The sequence below is a fragment of the Amorphoplanes friuliensis DSM 7358 genome (genome assembly GCF_000494755.1).
Lineage (GTDB): Bacteria > Actinomycetota > Actinomycetes > Mycobacteriales > Micromonosporaceae > Actinoplanes > Actinoplanes friuliensis.
In genome coordinates this window covers 3,990,638-4,010,640 of record NC_022657.1, presented here as the reverse complement: position 1 = coordinate 4,010,640, position 20,003 = coordinate 3,990,638, and the positions used below count along the sequence as shown (strand labels likewise).

Here is a 20,003-nt window from a genome sequence, read left to right as displayed (position 1 = left end):
GATGGTCGGCCCGGCGCCGCAAGGCACACGTCAGCCACTGATTTATTCGATATAACCCCCGTGGTCAGCCGGTATCGTCAACACTCCTACCAGCAACACCGAGCGTACATAGTCGACACATGTGGGTCAAGGCTGAGACGTTGACGCGCGTCACTTCCTGGCCATTGTTGAACGGCTCCTGGAAACCTGTGAACAAACTGCAAGAACGGCGAACGCCGACCATTGACCAGGGAAAACGTACAGGCCACCGGCCGCGGTTGCCTCGAAGGCATTCCGCGGCCGATGGCCGGGCCCTGATCGGTCCTTTCCGGATCAGGCAATTATTACGAGATTCTCACACCATTCGGCGAGTGAATTCTTTGCCAACCGCCGGCGGCGCGGGGTCGAATGTCGATCACCGCTGCTCCGGGTACTGCCGGGGCGAGCCGTAGACGCGGCCCGGGCCTGCCTCGGGCTCCTGCTGCGAGTGGCTGCGCAGGTCCTGGTGCGACGGAGCCGGGTCGACCGCCGGGAGGAAACCCTCACCGTCGGCGGGGGTCTCGCCGGCGCGGCGGCGACGCGCCTTCACGATCCGGTTGACGACGAACCAGCCGAAGATCAGGGCGCAGACGGCGATGACGATGTTCTGGTAGGTGCCCACCCAGGTCTCGATCTCCGTCCAGTTCTCGCCCAGGCCGTAGCCCGCGAAGATGAAGATCGAGTTCCAGATCAGGCTGCCCAGGGTGGTGAACAGCAGGAACGTGCCGAGCTTCATGCGTTCCAGACCGGCCGGGATCGAGATCAGGCTCCGGAAGATCGGGATCATGCGGCCGAAGAACACGGCCTTGACACCGTGCTTGGCGAACCACGCCTCGGTGCGGTCCACGTCGGCCAGCTTCACCAGCGGCAGCCGCTCGACGATGCGGCGCACCCGGTCGCGGCCGAGCAGCGCGCCGACGTAGTAGAGAGCCACGGCACCCACCACCGAACCGATGGTGGTCCAGATGATGGCGCTGGCCAGACTCAGGTCACCGCGGCTCGCGGCGAACCCGGCCAGCGGAAGAATGACCTCGCTGGGAATCGGAGGAAAGAGGTTCTCGAGGGCGACGGCGAGGCCGGCGCCCGGGCCACCGAGCTTCTCCACCAGATCGGTGACGAAGCTGACAAGGCCGCTCTGCTCGGTTGACGTCTCTGCTGCCAGAACTGCGGTCCGGTCGAACAACGCCAGCGTGGTGTCCATGCAAACGACGGTATGGCGCGGGGCCCCGCACCCACCATGAGCTGCGCCGTTGACTATTCGGTGGTGATCCGCAGCGTCCACCTGCGGAAAACCACACCGTCCGGGCCGGCGGGCAGAGTTTGTTGCGCTGCGGTAAAAGTCTCGGCGCGGCATTGACCCTGCGCCGCCGCCTGATGATCCTGTCACCACGACACGACGGAAGGTGCCGGCTCTGCACACAGACGAGTTCGATGTGGTGGTGGTCGGCGGTGGGACAGCCGGCGCGGTGGTCGCCTCCCGGCTGTCGGCCGATCCGGGGGTCCGGGTCTGCCTCGTCGAGGGTGGACCGTCCGATGTCGGCGACGACCGGGTGCTCCAGCTGCGCAACTGGCTGAACCTGCTCGAGACCGAGTACGACTACGACTATCCGACCGTGGAGCAGCCGCGCGGCAACTCGCACATCCGGCACTCCCGCGCCCGCGTGCTCGGGGGCTGCTCGTCGCACAACACGATGATCAGTTTTGTGCCGCCGCCCGGTGACTTCGCCGACTGGGTCGCCGCGGGGGCCACCGGCTGGTCCTGGGACGAGATGCAGACGTACTGGCAGCGGCTGGCGGTGCAGATCCAGCCGGTCGCCGCCAAGGACCGCAACCCGCTCACCGAGGCGTTCGTCGCCTCCTGCCACACCGCGCTCGGTGTGCCGGTGCACGAGGACTTCAACACGAAGCCGTTCGCCGACGGGACGGGCTTCTTCCCGGTCGCGTACTACCCGGAGACGGGGGTGCGCTCGTCGTCGTCGGTGGCTTATCTGCACCCGTACCTGGATCGGCCGAATCTGACCGTGCTCACCGAGACCTGGGCTTCGCGGCTGGACGTGGACGGTGACCGGGTCACCGGCGTGCGGGTCACCCGGGACGGGCACGAGGAGGTCGTCCGGGGTGCGGAGTACGTCCTGTGCGCCGGGGCGATCGACACGCCGCGGCTGCTCCTGCTCTCCGGCATCGGCCCCGCCACCGACCTGCGTGACCTGGGCATCGAGGTCGCCCTGGACGTGCCCGGTGTGGGTGAGCACCTGCTGGACCACCCGGAGTCGCTGATCCTGTGGGAGTCGACCCGGCCGATCCCGCCGCAGTCGGCCATGGACTCCGACGCCGGTCTCTTCGTGCGCCGCGACACCGGCGACGAACGCCCGGACCTGATGTTCCACCTCTACCAGCTGGCGTTCACGGTCAACACCAAGCGGCTCGGTTACGACGTGCCCGAGCACGGCTTCGGCATGACGCCGAACATCCCCCGGCCGCGCAGTGTCGGCCGCCTCTGGCTGACCAGCGCCGACCCGTCGGTCAAACCCGCGCTGGACTTCGGCTACTTCACCGACCCGGACGGCTACGACGAGCAGACCATCGTGGACGGGCTGCGGATCGCCCGCGAGGTCGCCGCGACCGAGCCGTTCAAGTCGTGGATCGCGCGGGAGATCGCCCCCGGGCCGCACCTGCAGACCGACGAGGAGCTCTCCGCGTACGGGAGGGCGGCTGCTCACACGGTGTATCACCCGGCGGGCACGTGCCGGATGGGTGCGATCAGCGATGATCTGGCGGTCGTCGACCCGGAGTTGCGGCTGCGCGGGTGCACCAACGTCCGCATCGCCGACGCCTCGGTGTTCCCGACGATGCCCTCCGTCAACCCGGTGGTCGCCGTGCTCATGATCGGCGAGCGGGCGGCCGACCTGGTCGCCGAGGGGCTCGCACGGACTCAGGAACACCCACCGCCCGAACAGTGAGGCCCCGACCATGACACCCACCATCGCCGTCGAGCACCTGTGGAAGGTGTTCGGTCCGAAGCCGGACCGCATCGTCGGCACCCCGCTCGCCGACCTGTCGCGCGCGGACCTGCGAGCGCAGACCGGCTGCCTGGCCGCCGTCAAGGACGTGAGCTTCGACGTCGCCCCCGGCGAGGTGTTCGTCGTGATGGGCCTCTCCGGCAGCGGCAAGTCCACCCTGGTGCGCTGCCTGACCCGCCTGATCGAGCCGACCAGCGGCGAGGTCCGGATCAACGGTGAATCGGTCCGCGAGATGAACCCGCGGCGGCTGCGCGAGCTGCGCCGCCACGGCGTCGCGATGGTCTTCCAGCACTTCGGCCTGCTGCCCCACCGCGAGGTCGTCGACAACATCGCGTACGGCCTGGAGATCCAGGGCATGTCGAAGGCGGACCGGCACGCCCGGGCCGGTGAGGTGCTGTCCCTGGTCGGTCTCGACGGCCACGAGCACCAATATCCGCACCAGCTATCGGGCGGCATGCAGCAGCGGGTCGGCCTGGCCCGCGCGCTGGCCACCGACCCGGCCGTGCTGCTCTTCGACGAGCCGTTCAGTGCGCTGGACCCGCTGATCCGCCGGGACATGCAGGCCGAGGTGCGCCGCCTGCACGCCGAGGTCGGCAAGACGATGGTCTTCATCACGCACGACCTGGCCGAGGCGTTGTCTCTGGGTGACCACATCGCGGTCATGCGCGACGGTGAGCTGGTCCAGGTCGGCACCCCCGAGGAGCTCGTCGGCGCCCCGGCGGACAAGTACGTCTCGGACTTCGTGTCGGAGGTGCCGCGCGCGGACGTGCTCAGCGTCCGGTGGATCGTGCGCCCGGCGAAGGACGACGAGGAGATCGAGGACCAGCCGTTCCCGGCCGGCACGGTGATCCGCGACGCGGTCCCGCGGGTGCTGCGCTCCGCTCACGCCATCCGGGTCGTCGACGGTGACGAGGTGCTCGGTGTCGTCGACGCCGAGCAGCTCGTGCCGGCGTTGATCGGGCACCGGCCGCAGGTGCCGGCGTGACCGCCACGGTGGCCCCGGCCGAGGCCGTGGAGACGACCGAGCTCTCCGGCCCGGAAGAGCCCGCCCGCCCCAAGGTACGGGTGTCACGGCGTACCGTCGTCGCGGTCCTGGTGGTCGCGACCGTGGTCGCCTATCTGAGCTTGCGCAACGGGGGCGCCGCGGAGGAACCCGACGCGTGGGCGTTCCGCTTCTTCAGCGGTGTCCGCGACTGGGTCGACGACAATCGCGACACCAGCCCGGTCTTCCTGTACGGCGTCAACTACCTGCGGCTCGGCGTCGTCGAGCTGGTCGGGCTCGTGCAGAGTCTGCTCTACGGTCTCGGCTGGACCGGTCTGGTCGCGACGGTCGGTGCGCTCACAGCGGTTCTCGCCGGCTGGCGGCTGGCGATCGGCGCGGTGGCCGGTTTCCTCTTCCTGGGCGTGCTGGGCCTGTGGGAGGAGAGCGTCGACACGCTCGTGCTGACGCTGTCCGCCGTGCTGCTCGCGGTGCTGATCGGTGTGCCGATCGGCATCCTCGCGGCCCGGGTGCCCGCGGTCGGCGCGGTGCTGAAACCGGTGCTGGACGTCATGCAGATCATGCCGACGTTCGCCTATCTGGCCCCGATGACGCTGCTCTTCTCGATCGGTGAGCCGGCCGCGGTGATCGCCACCCTGATCTTCGCGATCCCGGTGACGATCCGGATCACGGCGCTGGGCATCTCCGAGGTGTCACCGACGACGGTCGAGGCGGCCACCGCGCTCGGCTCGACACGCTGGCAGCTGCTCGGCAAGGTGCGCCTGCCGATGGCCCGCCCGACGATCGTGCTCGCGGTCAATCAGACGATCATGATGGCGCTGTCCATGGTGGTCGTCACCGCGCTGATCGACGCGCCGGGCCTGGGACAGACGATCGTGACGGCCCTGGAGCGTGTCAACGTCGGTGTCGCGTTCGACGCCGGTCTGGCTATCGTCGTGCTGGCCGTGGTGCTCGACCGGATCACCACCAAGGCCGCCGGGCGCCGCCCCAGGCTCCCGTACGTCGCCGGCGCCCTGGTCCTCACCGCCGTGCTGGCCCTGCTGCCGCTGAGCTCGGAGTTCCCGGAGCGCTGGCAGTTCTCCTTCGCCGGCCCGGTCAACGACATCACCAGCTGGGTCGAGTTCCACTGGTACGACGCCACCGAAGCCCTCAAGAACGTCATCAGCGCCGGCCTGCTGGACCCGCTGCAGACGGTGCTGGTGACCACACCGTGGTGGCTGTTCGTCGTGGTGGTGCTGGTCTTCGGCAGTCTCGCCAGCGGGTGGAAGTCCGGGGTGATCGCCGCGCTCGCCGCCGCCGGGATCTCCGGGCTGGGCCTGTGGCAGCACGCGATGCAGACGCTCGCGACCGTGCTCGTCGGCACCGTCGCCACGATGGCCTTCGGGGTCCTGCTCGGGGTGCTCTGCGCCCGCCACGACCGCTTCGCCCGCGGGCTGCGGCCGTTGCTGGACGCGGCGCAGACGATGCCGTCGTTCGTCTACCTGCTGCCGGCCGTGGCGCTCTTCGGCGCCAGCCGCTTCACCGCCATCGTCGCCGCGGTGATCTACGCCGTGCCGCCGGTGGTCCGCCTGGTCGAGCGGGGTGTCCGCGACGTGCCGCCGACCGTCGTCGAGGCGGCGCTGTCGGCCGGTTCCACACCCCGGCAGCTGCTCTGGAAGGTGCAGCTGCCGATGGCCCGCGGCGGTCTGCTGCTCGCCACCAACCAGGGCATCGTCATGGTGCTGGCCATGGTCGTCGTCGGCGGTCTGGTCGGCGCCGGTGCGCTCGGCTACGACGTCGTGACCGGCTTCGCCCAGCGCGAGGACTTCGGACAGGGACTGGCCGCCGGATTTGCCATCGTGCTGCTCGGCGTCCTGCTCGACCGGCTCACCCAGGGCCTCCACTCCGCGAAGGGAACACGAGCATGAGACATAGATTGACCGCTGCCGTGGCCGTACTGACCTTGGGTCTGGCCGGTTGTGGCGGGGCGACCTCCGATGCCGGCACCGACGACAAACCCGCCGCCGGATCCAAGGGCACCGTCAAACTCGCCATCAACCCCTGGGTCGGCTACGAAGCCAACGCCGCCGTCCTCGGATACCTCCTGGAACACGAACTCGGCTACACCGTCGACAAGAAGAACCTCAAAGAGGAAATCGCCTGGCAAGGCTTCGAAACCGGTGAAGTCGACGCCATCGTCGAGAACTGGGGCCACGACGACCTCAAGAAGACCTACATCACCGACAAAAAAACCGCCGTCGACCTCGGCCCCACCGGCAACAAAGGCGTCATCGGCTGGTACGTCCCCCAGTGGATGGCCGACAAGTACCCCGACATCACCGACGGCAAGAACCTCAACAAGTACGCCGACCTCTTCAAAACCAGCGAGTCCAAAGGCAAAGGCCAGCTCCTCGACGGTGACCCGTCCTTCGTCACCAACGACAAAGCCCTGGTCGCCAACCTCAAACTGAACTACGAGGTCGTGTTCTCCGGCAGCGAGGCCGCCATCATCAAGGCCGCCCAGCAAGCCACCGCCCAGAAAAAACCCCTGCTGTTCTACTTCTACGAACCGCAGTGGCTCTTCGCCAAAGAGAAGTACGCCCGGGTGAAACTCCCCGCGTACACCGCCGGCTGCGACGCCGACCCCAAGAAGGTCGCCTGCGACTACCCCGACTACATCCTGGACAAGATCGCGTCGAAGAAGTTCGCCGACACCAACAGCCCCGCGTACCAGCTCATCAAGAACTTCACCTGGACCAACGACGACCAGAACCTCGTCTCGGACTACATCACCAACCAGGGCATGACCGCCGAAGCCGCCGGCGAGAAATGGGCCAAGGAACACGAAGCCACCTGGAAGCCGTGGATCCCGTGACAGTCGTCATCGTCGGGGCGGGCATCGTCGGCTGCGGTCTGGCCGACGAGCTCACCCAGCGCGGCTGGACGGACGTCACCGTGCTCGAGCAGGGCCCGCTCTTCACGACGGGCGGGTCCAGCTCGCACGCGCCGGGCCTGGTGTTCCAGACCAACCCGTCGCGGACGATGGCGGCGCTCGCCCGCTACACCGTGGAGAAGCTGACCGAGCTGGACTGCTTCGACGCCGTCGGCAGCCTGGAGGTGGCGACGACCCCGGAACGCCTCGCCGAGCTGCACCGCCGGCACGGCTTCGCCACCTCGTGGGGCATCGAGGCCGAGATCCTCGGTCCCGAGGCCTGTCGCGAGCTCTATCCGCTGCTGGGTGACGTGCTGGGTGGCCTGCACGTCCCCGGCGACGGGCTGGCCCGGGCGGTCGCCGCCGGTGAGGCGCAGGCCCGGCGGGCCGTCGAACGCGGCGCGCGCTTCCTGCCGCACCAGCGGGTGGTCGCGATCGAGCAGAGCGACGGCCGGGTCACCGGCGTCCGCACCGACGACACGACCTACCCGGCGGACGTCGTCATCAGCTGTGCCGGCTTCTGGGGGCCTGCCGTGGGCCGGCTCGCGGGCGTCCCGGTGCCACTGCTGCCGATGGCCCACCAGTACGTCCGCACCGCTCCGGTCGACGCCGAGCTGCCGGCCACGATCCTGCGGCATCAGGACCGTGACCTGTACTTCCGCAGCCACGACGACCGGCTCGGTATCGGCTCGTACCTGCACCGGCCCATGCCCGTGGACCTCGGGGACCTCTCCGAGGGCGCGCAGCCGTCCATGTTGCCGTTCACGGCGGAGGACTTCGCAGAGTCGTGGACGGCCGCGGGTGAGCTCCTGCCGGTTCTGGCGGGCTCGGAGGTCGGTGAGGGCTTCAACGGCGTCTTCTCGTTCACCGCGGACGGGTTTCCGCTGCTCGGGGAGTCCCGCGAGGTCCGGGGCTTCTGGACGGCCGAGGCGGTCTGGGTCACCCACTCGGCGGGTGTCGCCAAAGCGGTCGCGGAATGGCTGGTGGACGGTCGTCCCGGGATCGACCTGCACGAGTGCGACCTCAACCGCTTCGACGTCTCGCAACTGTCCCCGGCCTACGTGCGGGAGCGATCGATCCGCAGCTTCGTCGAGGTCTACGACATCATCCATCCGCTGGATCCGCCATCGGTCCGTGACCTGCGGGTCAGCCCGTTCCACACCCGGCAGGCCGAGCTGGGCGCGGTCTTCGGCGAGGGCGCCGGCTGGGAGCGACCCCTCTGGTACGCCGCCAACGCCGGACTCCCCCGCGACGACGTCGAGCGGGACGCCTGGTCGGCGCGGAACTGGTCACCCATCGCCGCGGGTGAGGCGCGGGCCACCCGCGAGGGTGTCGCCCTCTACGACATGACCCCGCTGACCCGCCTGGAGGTGACCGGCCCGGTCTCCTTCCTGCAGGGCCTGACCAGCAGCAACGTCGACCGTCCGGTCGGCACGGTCGTCTACACGCTGCTGCTCGACGAGGCCGGGGGCGTCCGGAGCGACGTGACCGTGGCCCGCCTCGCCGAGGACCGTTTCCAGGTCGGCGTCAACGGCCCGCTCGACCTCGACTGGCTGCTGCGCAGGAAGCCCGGCGGCGTCTCGGTCCGGGACGTCACCGGCGGCACGTGCGGTGTCGGCCTCTGGGGGCCGCACGCCCGGGATCTGATCGCACCGCTCGCGGACATCGACGTCTCGCACGGCGCGTTCGGGTACTTCAAGGCGCGCCGGGGGCATCTCGGGACGGTGCCGGTGACCATGCTGCGGCTCTCCTACGTGGGTGAGCTCGGGTGGGAGATCTACACCACGGCCGAGCTGGGGCTCAAGCTCTGGGACACCCTCTGGGCCGCCGGGGAGCCGTACGGCATCGTGGCCGGCGGCCGGGCCGCGTTCAACAGTCTGCGGCTGGAGAAGGGGTACCGGGCCTGGGGCACCGACATGACGGCGGAGGACGACCCGTACGAGGCCGGGCTGGGGTTCGCGGTCCGGCTCGACGGCGAGGACTTCACCGGACGGGCGGCACTGCTGGACCGTACCGAGCCGCAACGCCGGCTGACGTGCCTGCTCCTGGACAACGAGGGTTGTGTCCCGATGGGCAGGGAACCCGTGTATGCCGACGGCAAGCCCGTCGGCTACGTGACCAGCGCCGCTTACGGCCACACCATCGGGGCGCCCATCGCGTACGCGTGGCTCCCCGCGGCTGTGGCGTTGCCGGGCACGTCTCTGCAGATCGGCTATTTCGATCGTCGTCTCCGTGCCACCGTCGCCGAGGAGCCGCTGTTCGACCCGAAACATGAACGCATCCGCCGTTAGGAGTACTTGTGCCTGGTTATGACGTCATCGTGGTGGGACTCGGCGGCATGGGCAGTGCGGCCGCCTACCACCTGGCCGCCCGCGGCGTACGCGTGCTCGGCCTGGAGAAGTTCGGCCCGGCGCACGACCGGGGTGCGAGCCACGGCGGCTCGCGGATCACCCGCCAGTCCTACTTCGAGAGCCCCGAGTACGTGCCGCTGCTGCTGCGGGCGTACGAGTTGTTCGACGGTCTCGCCCGGGACTCGGGCCGTGACGTGATCACGCTGACGGGCGGGGTGATGGTCGGCCGGCCGGAGAGCCTGACCGTCTCGGGCAGCCGGCTCAGCGCCGAGCGGTGGGGTCTGGAGCACGAGATGCTCGACGCCGGTGACCTGCGCCGCCGCTTCCCGACGCTGAGCCCGGAGCCCGACGAGGTGGCGCTCTTCGAGGCCAAGGCCGGTTTCGTCCGGCCGGAGGCGACGGTGTCGGCGCATCTGGAGCTGGCGGACCGTGCGGGCGCCGACCTGCACTTCGACGAGCCGATGACCAGCTGGAGCGCGGCACCCGGCGGCGGCGTCCGTGTGGAGACGGCCGCCGGCAGTTACGAGGCCGGGCAGCTGGTCATCACGCCCGGACCGTGGGCGCCGCAGCTGCTGTCCGACCTCGGTGTGCCGTTCACGATCGAACGCCAGGTCCAGTACTGGTTCCAGCCCACCGGCGGGGTCGAGCCGTTCGTGCCCGAGCGACATCCCATCTACATCTGGGAGGACGCGGCCGGCAGCCAGATCTACGGCTTCCCCGCCATCGACGGCCCGGACGGTGGCGCCAAGGTGGCGTTCTTCCGGCGCGGGATCGTCACCACCCCGGAGACGATCGACCGCGAGGTCCACCCGGACGAGATCACGGCGATGGCCGACCGGACCCGGCGCAACCTGCCCGACCTGCCCGGCACCTTCCTCACGGCCAAGACCTGCCTCTACAGCAACACGCCGGACGAGCACTTCGTCATCGCCCGGCATCCGGCGCACGAGGCGGTCACCGTCGCGTGCGGCTTCTCCGGGCACGGTTTCAAGTTTGTCCCCGTCGTCGGCGAGATCCTCGCCGACCTGGCCACCACCGGCACCACCCAGCACCCGATCGGCCTGTTCGACCCGCGCCGCCTGTCAGGGGTGACCATTTGACCAGTCTCCTGCCCACCCTTCCCGGTTCCTACTACACCGATCCGGCCGTGTTCGCGGCCGAGCAGGAACACATCTTCGAGCAGATGTGGTTCTGCGCCGTCCGCGGCGAGGACATCGCCGACGCCGGCAGGTACCGCACCGTGCAGGTCGGGCGCGAGAGTCTCCTGGTCACCCGGAACAGGGAGGGTGCCGCCCGGGCGTTCCTCAACATCTGCCGGCACCGCGGGGCGATGCTCTGCGCCGACGGCGAAGGCTCGGTCAAACGCACCTTCCGCTGCATGTACCACGCCTGGTCGTACGACCTCGACGGCAAGCTGGTGGCGGCCCCGAACCTGGTGAAGATGCCCGACGTCGACCGGGTCGAGTACGGACTGCGGCCCGTCCACGTCCGCGAGTGGCTCGGGTACGTGTGGGTGTGCCTGGCCGAGACGGCGCCGTCCTTCGAGGAGACCGTGCAGGCCGCGTGCGAGGAACGGCTCGGCGACCTCGCGGCCGTCGAGCGGTACGGCATCGAGAGCCTGACCGTCGGCCGGAGGATCCGTTACGACGTGAAGGCCAACTGGAAGCTCATCATCGAGAACTTCATGGAGTGCTACCACTGCGCGACGATCCACCCGGAGCTCGTGCACGTGCTCCCGGAGTTCGCCGGTGGGTACGCCGCCCAGTACTACGTGGGGCACGGCGCGGAGTTCGGGCCGGGCATCGAGGGCTTCACGGTGGACGGCAGCGCGGGCGTGACGACGATCGCGAGCCTCGAGGAGGAGCAGGACCGGCGCTACTTCGCGGTGACGATCAAACCCCAGGTCTTCCTCAACCTGGTGCCGGACCACGTCATCTTCCACCGCATGTACCCGCTCGGCCCCGACCGGACGATCGTCGAGTGCGACTGGCTCTACCTGCCCGAAGTCGTCGCCGAGGGCCGTGACCTGACCCGCTCGGTCGAGCTCTTCGACCGGGTCAACCGGCAGGACTTCGAAGCCTGCGAACGCTGCCAGCCGGCGATGTCGTCCCGCGCGTACGCCGGCGGCGGTGTCCTGGTGCCCAGCGAGCACCACATCGCCGGCTTCCACGACTGGTTGCGGGACCGTCTGGGTGAGCGGCCCGCCGCCGGAGTGGCAAACTGGCGGGATGGTGAGCCCTTCGCGTGATCGTGACGCCGCCGGGCGGCCCCGCAACGCCCGGCCGCGCGACGGTCTGGGCCGGCCGCTCCCGCACGGGGCGCCCGGCATCCCGACCACCCCGGACGACCTGATCCTGCCCCCGGCCGAGGCGCTGCGGGAGGCCCAGCGGCTGCTCGACGCCGGGCGGCCGTTCCACGCCCACGAGGTGCTCGAGGGCACGTGGAAGGCCGCCCCGGACACCGAGCGTGACCTGTGGCGGGGCCTGGCCCAGCTGGCCGTCGGGGTCACCCACGCGCGCCGCGGCAACCACACCGGCGCGGCCCGGTTGCTCCAGCGTGCGGCGCTGCGGATCGAGCCGTACGCCGCGGCGGCGCCGTACGGCATCGCTGTGGCCGAGCTCGCAGCCTGGGCCCGGGGACTGGCGTCCGGCGGCCCGGACCAGGACGCCGTACCGCCGCGGCTGACGTCCTGATGCGGCTCGTTGCGCTCACCGCGGCCGGCGTCACGGTCCTCGTCGACGTCGGTTCCGCGCAGCTTCCCGCGATCACGTACTGGGGTCCCGAGCTGCCCGGACTCGACGCGGCGCAGGCCGGGGCGCTCGCGACGGCCGCAGTCGCGGTCCCCGGCTCCAACGACGTCGAGCCGCGACCCCGCGTCGCCCTGGTGCCCGAGCACCGCACCGGCTGGACCGGGCGCCCCGGTCTGAGCGGCTCGTTCGAGGGTGCCGGCTGGTCACCCGCCTTCTCCACCACCGCCGTGACGCTCGACGGCGTCCCGGTCACCGGCTTCCGGTCCGGCGGCGCGGGCAGCCTCGAGGTCCTGGCCGTGGACGACGCCGGCCGCCTCGAGCTGCGGATCGTCCTCGAGCTGCTGCCGTCGGGGCTGCTGCGCTCCCGGGCCACGGTCCGCAACCTGGCCGCCGGGACGTACTCCGTCGACGACCTCGTGCTGGCCTACCCGGTGCCGTCCGACGCGGCCGAGCTGCTCGACTTCACCGGGCGCCACAACCTGGAACGTGTACCCCGGCGCGGCCCGTTCCCTGCGGGCATCCACCTGCGGGAGAACCGCAAGGGCCGTACGGGTGCGGACAGCGCGTACCTGCTGCACGCGGGCACGGCCGGTTTCGGCTTCGCCACGGGTCAGGTGTGGGCGGTGCACACGGCGTGGAGCGGCAACCACACGCACTACGCCGAGCAGGTGTTCACCGGCGAACGGCTGCTCGGCGGTGGTGAGCTGCTGCTGCCCGGCGAGATCCGCCTCGCCACCGGTGAGAGCTACGAAACGCCGTGGGTCTACGCCGCGTACGGCGACGGCCTCGACGAGGTCGCCCGGCGCTTCCACCGGCACCTGCGCGCCCGCGAGCCGCGGGTGTCCACCGACCGGCCGGTGACCCTGAACGTCTGGGAGGCGGTGTACTTCGACCACAACACCGACCGGCTCGTCGACCTCGCGGAGCGGGCCGCGGCCGCCGGTGTCGAGCGGTACGTGCTGGACGACGGCTGGTTCGGCTCCCGCCGCGACGACACGTCCGGTCTCGGCGACTGGGTGGTCTCCCCCGACGTCTGGCCCGGTGGCCTGCACCCGCTGGTCGACCGGGTCCGCGCGCTGGGCATGCAGTTCGGCCTCTGGTTCGAGCCGGAGATGGTCAACCCGGACTCCGATCTGGCCCGCGAGCACCCTGAGTGGATCATGGCGGCGCGCTCGGAGTGGCCGGTCGAGTCGCGGACCCAGCAGGTGCTCAACCTCGGCATCCTCGAGGCGTACGAGCACGTCAAGGCGCAGATCTTCGCGGTGCTCCGGGAATACACGATCGGCTACCTCAAGTGGGACCACAACCGGGACCTGATCGAGGCCGGTACGCAGACCGCGGGCGGGCGCGCCGGTGTGCACGCGCAGACCCTCGCCTTCTACCGGCTGCTGGACGAGATCCGGGCCGCACATCCGGGGCTGGAGATCGAGTCGTGCTCCTCCGGGGGCGCCCGCGCGGATCTGGGCGTGCTGACGCGTACCGATCGGATCTGGGTGTCGGACAACATCGACCCGCACGACCGGCAGCGGATGATGCGCTGGACCACCCAGCTCGTCGCCCCCGAATATCTCGGCTCGCACATCGCCTCGGGCCGCTCCCACGTGACCGGCCGCCGCCACGACCTGGGCTTCCGCGCGGCGACGGCCGTCTTCGGCCACCTCGGCATCGAATGGGACCTGGCCGAGGCGACCCCCGCCGAGCTCACCGGACTGGCGGCCTGGATCGCCTTCTACAAGGAGCACCGCGACCTGCTGCTCGGCGGTGACGTCGTCCGCATGGACGGCTACGACGACACCATCTTCGTCCACGGGGTCGTCACCCCGAACCGCTCCCGGGCGGTGTTCGCCATGGCCGTCACGGACAGCATCGCGCCCGATCCGGCCACCCGGCTGCGGGTGCGCGGCCTCGATCCCGGCCGCCTCTACCGGATCCGGCCGCTGCTCCCCGGTCCGCCGCCGTCGGGTCTGATCCCCCCGCTCTGGTGGGGTGACGACCACGCCGGTCAGGTCCTGAGCGGGGCCGCGCTCGAACGGCCGGGTGTCGCCTGCCCGCGGATCCACCCCGACCAGGTGATGCTCTACAGCATCGAGGCAGTTCCTTCACAGTGACGGGTCGACACCCTCGAACCCGACCCGGAACGTGGCGGCGAACCCGGTGCCGCCGACCATGAAGGTCCAGCCGCCGGGGATCCGCTCGGCCCGCTGGACCTGAGCGGTCACCTCCGTGAGCGCCATCCCCTGCAGCTCGGCGCGCGTGACCGGCTGCCGTCCCGTCAGGTACTGCTGGTCGGTGTGCACGTAGAGCTCGGCGTCCTCACCGGGCACGACCTGCACGAAGTACTGCTTGCGGAAGATCACGTCGTCGGACGAGCGGAAACCCCGGTTGTCGCGCTCACCGACGTAGACGTCCAGCCGGAAGACGAGAGCGTTGTCGGTGGTGTCACCGGGTTTAGCGTCGACGTCCAGGCAGCCTTCCCAGATGAGGCGGTCCGGTCCGGCCCACGTCGTCGTCCGGTCCCCGGCCGCCGCGAGCGGCTCGGACAACTCCACGGCCAGATCACCGAGCTCATCGCCGAGATCCCGGTTGCGGAACGGGCCGTAACAGTTCTCCGCCTCGGTGCTCTGATGGAAGAGGTCGAAGTCGACGTAGCGGGGCTTGATCGAGACACCGAAGTAGAACTCGCTGTCACCGATCCAGTCGCCACCCCGGCGGATCTCGGCGGTGTCCAGCCACAGCCGCACCCGGTGCGACCCGTGGAAGAACCGCATGGCGATCTCGTACGCCTCCCGCGACGTCACCAGCGAATCGGCGCCGCCGTGACACTTGTGCACGAACGTGCGCGGCGCACCCGGCAGCTGCGCCGACGACTGCTTGACGAGCCCGTCACTGCGGTTGGTGGCGAGGGTGCCCTCGTCGAGCAGGCTCGAGAAGCGGTTCAGGGCCGACGCCGCCGAGTTGCCGTAACTGCGGTAGTCGGTCCCCACGACCGTGAGCAGCCGCGACAGCGGGAACCAGTCGGCGACCTTCCGGAACGAGGTGTCCGCCGGGTCGAAAGCGGCCACCTCGTCCTTCGCCTTCCGCACGGCCGGGAGACGGTCGAGGAGCCACCGCGGCGCCCGCTGGAACGCGATACCGCGGTGAGGGGTCCCGAGCGTGACGATCCGGTGCACCTTGCCGGGCGCCGACCCGTTCTCGCGCTCGTGCAGCAGACCCAGCGCCGCCCGGACCACCAGACCACCCATGCTGTGGGCCACGATGTCGACACCACGGAAACCCTCGTTCCGCTCCACGGCCGCCGCCTCGACGATGTCGATCAGCTTGACGAGCCCTTCGCCGTACCGTGCCAGGGCTCTGGGGGTGAGGTCGTAGTAGCGGTAGACCCAGATGGTGCCGGCGGTGCCGCGGCGCAGCACCCGCTCGGCGATGAAGGGGTCGATGACGATCGAACCGGCCGACGGCGGGCCGCCCGGACCCGAGGAGGACCGCACCTCCACGTCACGGTCGTAGTACCCGACGACGTTCGTCGCGTCGGTGTACGGGTACCGGTCGGACTTCAGGGCCCGCAGGATGAAGCCCTCGTAGATGTAGTTCTCCCCGCGTTTGCCGGGATAGGCCGTGCCCTCGTTGAACCCCTGGTAGGGGCTGCGCTGCTCGTCGGTGACATCCGGACCGCCGAAACCGCGGACCAGGATCATCGGCCGGACGCCGTTGTCGGCCATGGCTTCCTCCTGAAGAGTCGCGGCAATTCTCCGGCCGATCGGCCCCGGGGAGCGCCGGTGCGTAGCGAAGCCGACACTCACCGAACGCCGATGTCATCCGTACGGGGCAGGGGTCTAACCTCGCGAAGGTCAACCGCGAACGCGTACCCCTGGGGAGAGACCATGAGCCAGCCCGACGACGAGTGGGACGCGGTCGAGGACGACGGTGTGCTCGACAACTCCGACACCCTCGACGACAACGCGGCCGGTGACCCGCTGGACGTCGGTTACGAGGCCGCCGACAAGTGGTCCGGCGCCGACCGGTTCGGGACCACGGCCGCCGAGCAGCGTCAGGGCGAGTCGCTCGACCAGCTGCTGGCCGAGGAGGAGCCGGACGTCGACCCGTACGCCGACCCGGACCCGGACGCCGACGAGGACGACATCTCCCGCCGCGGTGAGGAGCCGGACGACCGCGCCGGCCGCCTGATCGCGGAGGACGAGGGCCTCGGCCCCGACGACGAAGCCGACTCGGTCGCCTCCGACGCCGGCATCGACTCCGGCGCGGCCAGTGCCGAGGAGGCCGCGATCCACGTCACCGACGATCCCGACGGACCCGGCGAGGGCCCGAGACTGTAACGAGCACAGCGCGCCGGGCCCTACGCGACCCCTGACGAGGCCAGCGTCGGGTCTCCGGCGAGCATCCGCTGGTGGAGCTGTTGCAGCTTCACCGCGGGCTCGACCCCCAGATCCTGCACCAGCACGTGGTGGGTGCGGCGGAAGGTCTCCAGCGCATCCGCCCGGTTACCCCCGCGATAGAGCGCGAGCATGCGCTGACCGCGCAGCCGTTCCCGGTACGGGTGTTCGCCGATCATCGCGTCGAGCTGGCCGACCAGGTCGCCGGTGGCTCCGGCGTCCAATTTGAAGTCGATGTACTCCTCGAAGGTGCTGAGCCGCAGTTGCTCGAGGCCCTCCGCAGTGCGCTCGACCAGGGCGGTGTCGCGCTGGCCGTCGAACGCCCGGCCCCGCCACAGGGCCAGCGCCGAGCGCATCGCGGCAGCCGCGGCCGGCCGGTCGCCGGTCGCGTGGGCCTGCGCCGCCCGCTCGGTGAGCTGCCGGAACGCTTCCGCGTCGAGCTCGCCCGGGCGGGGACAGAGCGCGTAGAAGCCCGGCGAGGACTCCACGCGGTCGTCGTCGCCGAGCAGCTTCCGCAGCCGCGACACGTACGCCGACAGGGTGCGCCGCGCCGACCGCGGCGGTCGTTCGCCCCACAGTTCGTCGATCAGCAGGTCGACGGACGCGGGTGTGCCCGACCGGGCCAGCAGCACGGCCAGCACACGCCGCAGCATGACGGTCGGAACCGTCAGGGCCCGCCCGTCACGACGCAGCGTCAGAGGACCCAGAACGCTGAACTCAAGCATGTAACTCCCCCGAGAAATCACATGGTCATCGATGCGCATCAGCACCCTAGCGGAATTTCACCCTCCGGGTCGACATGGTGATCGTGAGTGATCATCTGGCCCTGACCTTGACTGCAACAGGGCTGCAACGGCACCCCACGAGGATCGGGAACCTGTCCGAGCTGGAGGATCGATGCCGTCACCGCCACTGCCACCCGAGCCCGGTGCCTGGCGTTTCCTCCCGCTGATCATGGTCCGGATGCCCGCTCTGAGCCTGGCCGCTTTTTCCCGTACGACCACCGTCGACGAGTCGGATCCGGTCGGTGCGCTGTGGCGCTGCCCCGAGCTCCGTGACGCCGTCCGGCTGGCCAATCCGCAGCTCGCCGCCGCTGCCGACCGCTCGCGGACCGGCACTTCTGACCGACGGGAGCGGCTGGCCGCCGCGCTCACGAAATACACGATCCGGATGGCGACCCGGCCGACGCCGTTCGGGTTGTTCGCGATGACGGGCTTCAGCACCTGGGGTGACGGCCCGCTGGGGCCACCCGCCACGCCACCGGTGCGGCGGCGGCGCATCGACAGCCGCCGGGCCGCCGGCCTGCTGCGGGAGGCTGCCCGTGGCCGGCCCGTCGCGGCGAATCCCACCGCCCGGGTGCTGGCCGACCGGATCACTTTTCAGCCGCCGTACGCCACGCGGCGGCGTACGCTGCGCCGATCGAGGAGGATCGACACGCTGCTGGCCTTCACCGCCTCGCCGCAGCCGTGGGCCGCGGTCGCCACCCTGCTCGGCGACGAGACCGTGGCGTCGCGCCTGCTCGACGAGGGTCTGCTGGTCAGCACCCTGCACCCGACCGCGCCGGAGGGTTTTCCGCCGCACTGGCCCGCGGACGGCCGGGCCGACCTGACGATGCACCCGACCGGCACGGTCGACCGCCGGCTGGCCGAAGGGCTGTCCGCGGCACTGGCAGTGCTGCAGAGGGCCGGGCTGGCCACCGAGGCGGATCCGGGACTGCGGCACTACGCGGCTGCCTTCGCCGAACGGTACGGATTTGAGGAGGTCCCGCTCGAGGACGTAGCCGACCCGGCCTCGGGTCTGGGACCGCTCCCTCCGCTGGGCGCCTCGGAGGACGCCCCGGCGCTGGACGGCCTCCGGCGGCTCCTGGTGCGGCGCGGCCCGGTCGCGGTCCTGAGCGCATCCGATCTGGCCGACCTGCCCGCCCTGCACCGCGGTGCCGCGCCGTCGTGCGACCTGTTCGTCCAGCTCCTGCCCGACGGGCGCGCAGCCGTCACCCCGCGCGGCGCGGTCGTTCCGGGCGGACGCGCGTTCGCCCGCTTCGCGGACGCCGACGACCGGGTGCCCGAGCACGTCCGCACCGCCGCGCACGCCCCCGGCGAGGAGGACATCGACCTGGTCGCGATGGACTACTGGCACGAGAGCACGATCAACCTGGGCGAGGGCGGCTCCGCGTACGACACCGTCCTGCTGTGGTCGTCGGTGCGGCCCGGGCGCCGGGCGCTGCGGGTGAAGGATCTGCTGGTGGGGGTCCAGGACGGGGCGCTCTACCTGCGATCACGGCTCGACGGGCGGCGTGTGCTGGTGCGTACCGATCATCTGGTGGCCACCGAGACCGCACCCGCCCTGCTGGACCTGGTGCACAGGATCTCCCGCGCCCATGTCGCGACGCCGGGCTGGTCCTGGGGCCGCTTCGCCGACGCCCACTCGGCGCTCCCCCGCGTCGAAACCGCCGGCGTCGTCCTGTCCGCGGCCCGCTGGCGTCTCCCGGACGACAAGATCACCGCCTGGCGCGAGGACCTCCAGGTGCCCCGTTTCGTGTACGCCGGCACCGGCGACACCCGCCTCCTCCTCGACCTCGACCACCCCCGGCACCGCGCACTCCTCCGAGAACAGCGCCGCCGCGGCGCCGAGTGGGCCGAGGAGTGCCTCTTCGACCCGGACGGGACAGGCCACGTCACCGAATTTGTGGTGACCGCCGTCAACGACGCCTACCGCCCCCTGCCACCGTTACGCACCGCTCGCCCGGGCGATTTCACGGGTACGACCCCGGCACGCCTGCCCGGTGACGGCTGGTGGTCCACGCACGTCACCTGCGCACCCGGATCGCAGGACGAGGTGCTGGGCCTGCTCGCGACCTACCTGGCGGGTCAGGACGCCCGCTGGTTCTTCACCCGGTACGACAACCCGGCGCCGCATCTCCGCGTCCGCGTGCACAGCGAAGTCCTCGACGTCGCCCAATGGTGCGCCGCACTTCGCCTGATCGCCCGTCGCGGCCCGGTGCTGCGGTTCACGCTCGAGCCGTACGAACCGGAAACCCGCCGCTACGGTGGCCCTGCGGGCCTGGCGCTGTGCGAGCAACTGTTTACTGTGGACACGCTCGTGGTCCTCGACGCCCAGCACCCCGCCGACACGGACCCGTCAACCCTCGCCGCGGTGCTGATCGACCTGTTCGCCACCATGGTCGGCGCGGCGCCCGCCACCCTGGAACGCGCGGTGAAGCGCCTGGCCGGACCGCCCCCAGAGGGGGACCGAGGTGCCCGGGCCGAGGAACACCGCCAGCGCCGGATCCTCGTCGACCTGCTCACCGCAGGCCCCGGCAAGGAGCTGGCGGGCGCCTACGACAGCCGCCCGATCGACCCGGCCCTCACCGACCTGATCAACGGCGAACACGGCGAAGCGGTCCTGGCCGGCCTTCTCCACATGCACCTCAATCGGCACGGCCTGCCCCCGACCGCCGAGCCGGCCGGCGCCCGCCGCCGGCTCGCCGTCCAGCACAGCCTCAACCACCGGCCCCGGCCATAGCAGCCCCACCCGTTGTGCCGAACGTCCGCTGTCCAGATGG

Annotated in this window: 14 protein-coding genes; 11 read left to right on the top strand and 3 right to left on the bottom strand. The window is 70.6% G+C overall.

What is annotated here, in order from left to right:
- Window positions 1–394: 394 nt before the first annotated feature.
- A complete protein-coding gene (locus tag AFR_RS18605; RefSeq protein WP_023362343.1) occupies window positions 395–1,219 on the bottom strand; it encodes a VTT domain-containing protein in 825 nt (274 codons plus the stop codon).
- 202 nt (window positions 1,220–1,421) lie between these two features.
- On the opposite strand from AFR_RS18605, the gene AFR_RS18600 reads away from it, so the two are divergent.
- The 9 genes from AFR_RS18600 to AFR_RS18560 are packed head-to-tail and all read left to right on the top strand — an operon-like array spanning window position 1,422 to window position 14,158.
- Entirely contained in the window at window positions 1,422–2,978 is a 1,557-nt protein-coding gene (locus tag AFR_RS18600; protein WP_023362342.1) for a GMC family oxidoreductase, read from the top strand.
- Between the two features lie 10 nt (window positions 2,979–2,988).
- Entirely contained in the window at window positions 2,989–4,023 is a 1,035-nt protein-coding gene (locus tag AFR_RS18595) for a quaternary amine ABC transporter ATP-binding protein (protein WP_023362341.1), read from the top strand.
- Window positions 4,020–5,945, top strand: a complete 1,926-nt coding sequence (locus AFR_RS18590; protein ID WP_023362340.1) for an ABC transporter permease — start codon at window positions 4,020–4,022, stop codon at window positions 5,943–5,945. Before AFR_RS18595 ends, AFR_RS18590 begins: the two co-directional genes overlap by 4 nt.
- Window positions 5,942–6,892, top strand: a complete 951-nt coding sequence (locus AFR_RS18585) for an ABC transporter substrate-binding protein (protein WP_041840966.1) — start codon at window positions 5,942–5,944, stop codon at window positions 6,890–6,892. The genes AFR_RS18590 and AFR_RS18585 overlap by 4 nt, the downstream gene beginning before the upstream one ends.
- A complete protein-coding gene (locus AFR_RS18580) occupies window positions 6,889–9,240 on the top strand; it encodes a GcvT family protein (RefSeq protein WP_238547303.1) in 2,352 nt (783 codons plus the stop codon). The genes AFR_RS18585 and AFR_RS18580 overlap by 4 nt, the downstream gene beginning before the upstream one ends.
- Before the next feature lie 8 nt (window positions 9,241–9,248).
- Window positions 9,249–10,400: an N-methyl-L-tryptophan oxidase gene (solA, locus tag AFR_RS18575; RefSeq protein ID WP_023362337.1), complete on the top strand. Its 1,152-nt coding sequence runs from the start codon at window positions 9,249–9,251 to the stop codon at window positions 10,398–10,400.
- Window positions 10,397–11,548 (top strand): aromatic ring-hydroxylating oxygenase subunit alpha, encoded by a 1,152-nt coding sequence (locus tag AFR_RS18570; RefSeq protein WP_023362336.1) that lies wholly within the window; start codon window positions 10,397–10,399, stop codon window positions 11,546–11,548. Before solA ends, AFR_RS18570 begins: the two co-directional genes overlap by 4 nt.
- A complete protein-coding gene (locus AFR_RS18565; RefSeq protein ID WP_041840965.1) occupies window positions 11,529–11,993 on the top strand; it encodes a DUF309 domain-containing protein in 465 nt (154 codons plus the stop codon). The genes AFR_RS18570 and AFR_RS18565 overlap by 20 nt, the downstream gene beginning before the upstream one ends.
- A complete protein-coding gene (locus AFR_RS18560; protein WP_023362334.1) occupies window positions 11,993–14,158 on the top strand; it encodes an alpha-galactosidase in 2,166 nt (721 codons plus the stop codon). The genes AFR_RS18565 and AFR_RS18560 overlap by 1 nt, the downstream gene beginning before the upstream one ends.
- Here AFR_RS18560 and AFR_RS18555 read toward each other — a convergent pair.
- Window positions 14,150–15,769, bottom strand: coding sequence for an alpha/beta hydrolase (locus AFR_RS18555; protein WP_023362333.1), 1,620 nt, complete (start codon window positions 15,767–15,769; stop codon window positions 14,150–14,152). The two genes, AFR_RS18560 and AFR_RS18555, sit on opposite strands and share 9 nt — an antisense overlap.
- Before the next feature lie 162 nt (window positions 15,770–15,931).
- Here AFR_RS18555 and AFR_RS46790 point away from each other — a divergent pair, with 162 nt between their 5' ends.
- A complete protein-coding gene (locus AFR_RS46790) occupies window positions 15,932–16,384 on the top strand; it encodes a DUF5709 domain-containing protein (RefSeq protein WP_023362332.1) in 453 nt (150 codons plus the stop codon).
- Window positions 16,385–16,404: 20 nt separating this feature from the next.
- Here the strand turns inward: AFR_RS46790 and AFR_RS18545 are convergent, their stop codons facing one another.
- Window positions 16,405–17,166, bottom strand: coding sequence for an AfsR/SARP family transcriptional regulator (locus AFR_RS18545; RefSeq protein WP_023362331.1), 762 nt, complete (start codon window positions 17,164–17,166; stop codon window positions 16,405–16,407).
- Window positions 17,167–17,338: 172 nt separating this feature from the next.
- Between AFR_RS18545 and AFR_RS18540 the strand changes: the two genes are divergently transcribed.
- Window positions 17,339–19,963: a thiopeptide-type bacteriocin biosynthesis protein gene (locus AFR_RS18540; RefSeq protein WP_023362330.1), complete on the top strand. Its 2,625-nt coding sequence runs from the start codon at window positions 17,339–17,341 to the stop codon at window positions 19,961–19,963.
- Window positions 19,964–20,003 lie beyond the last annotated feature (40 nt).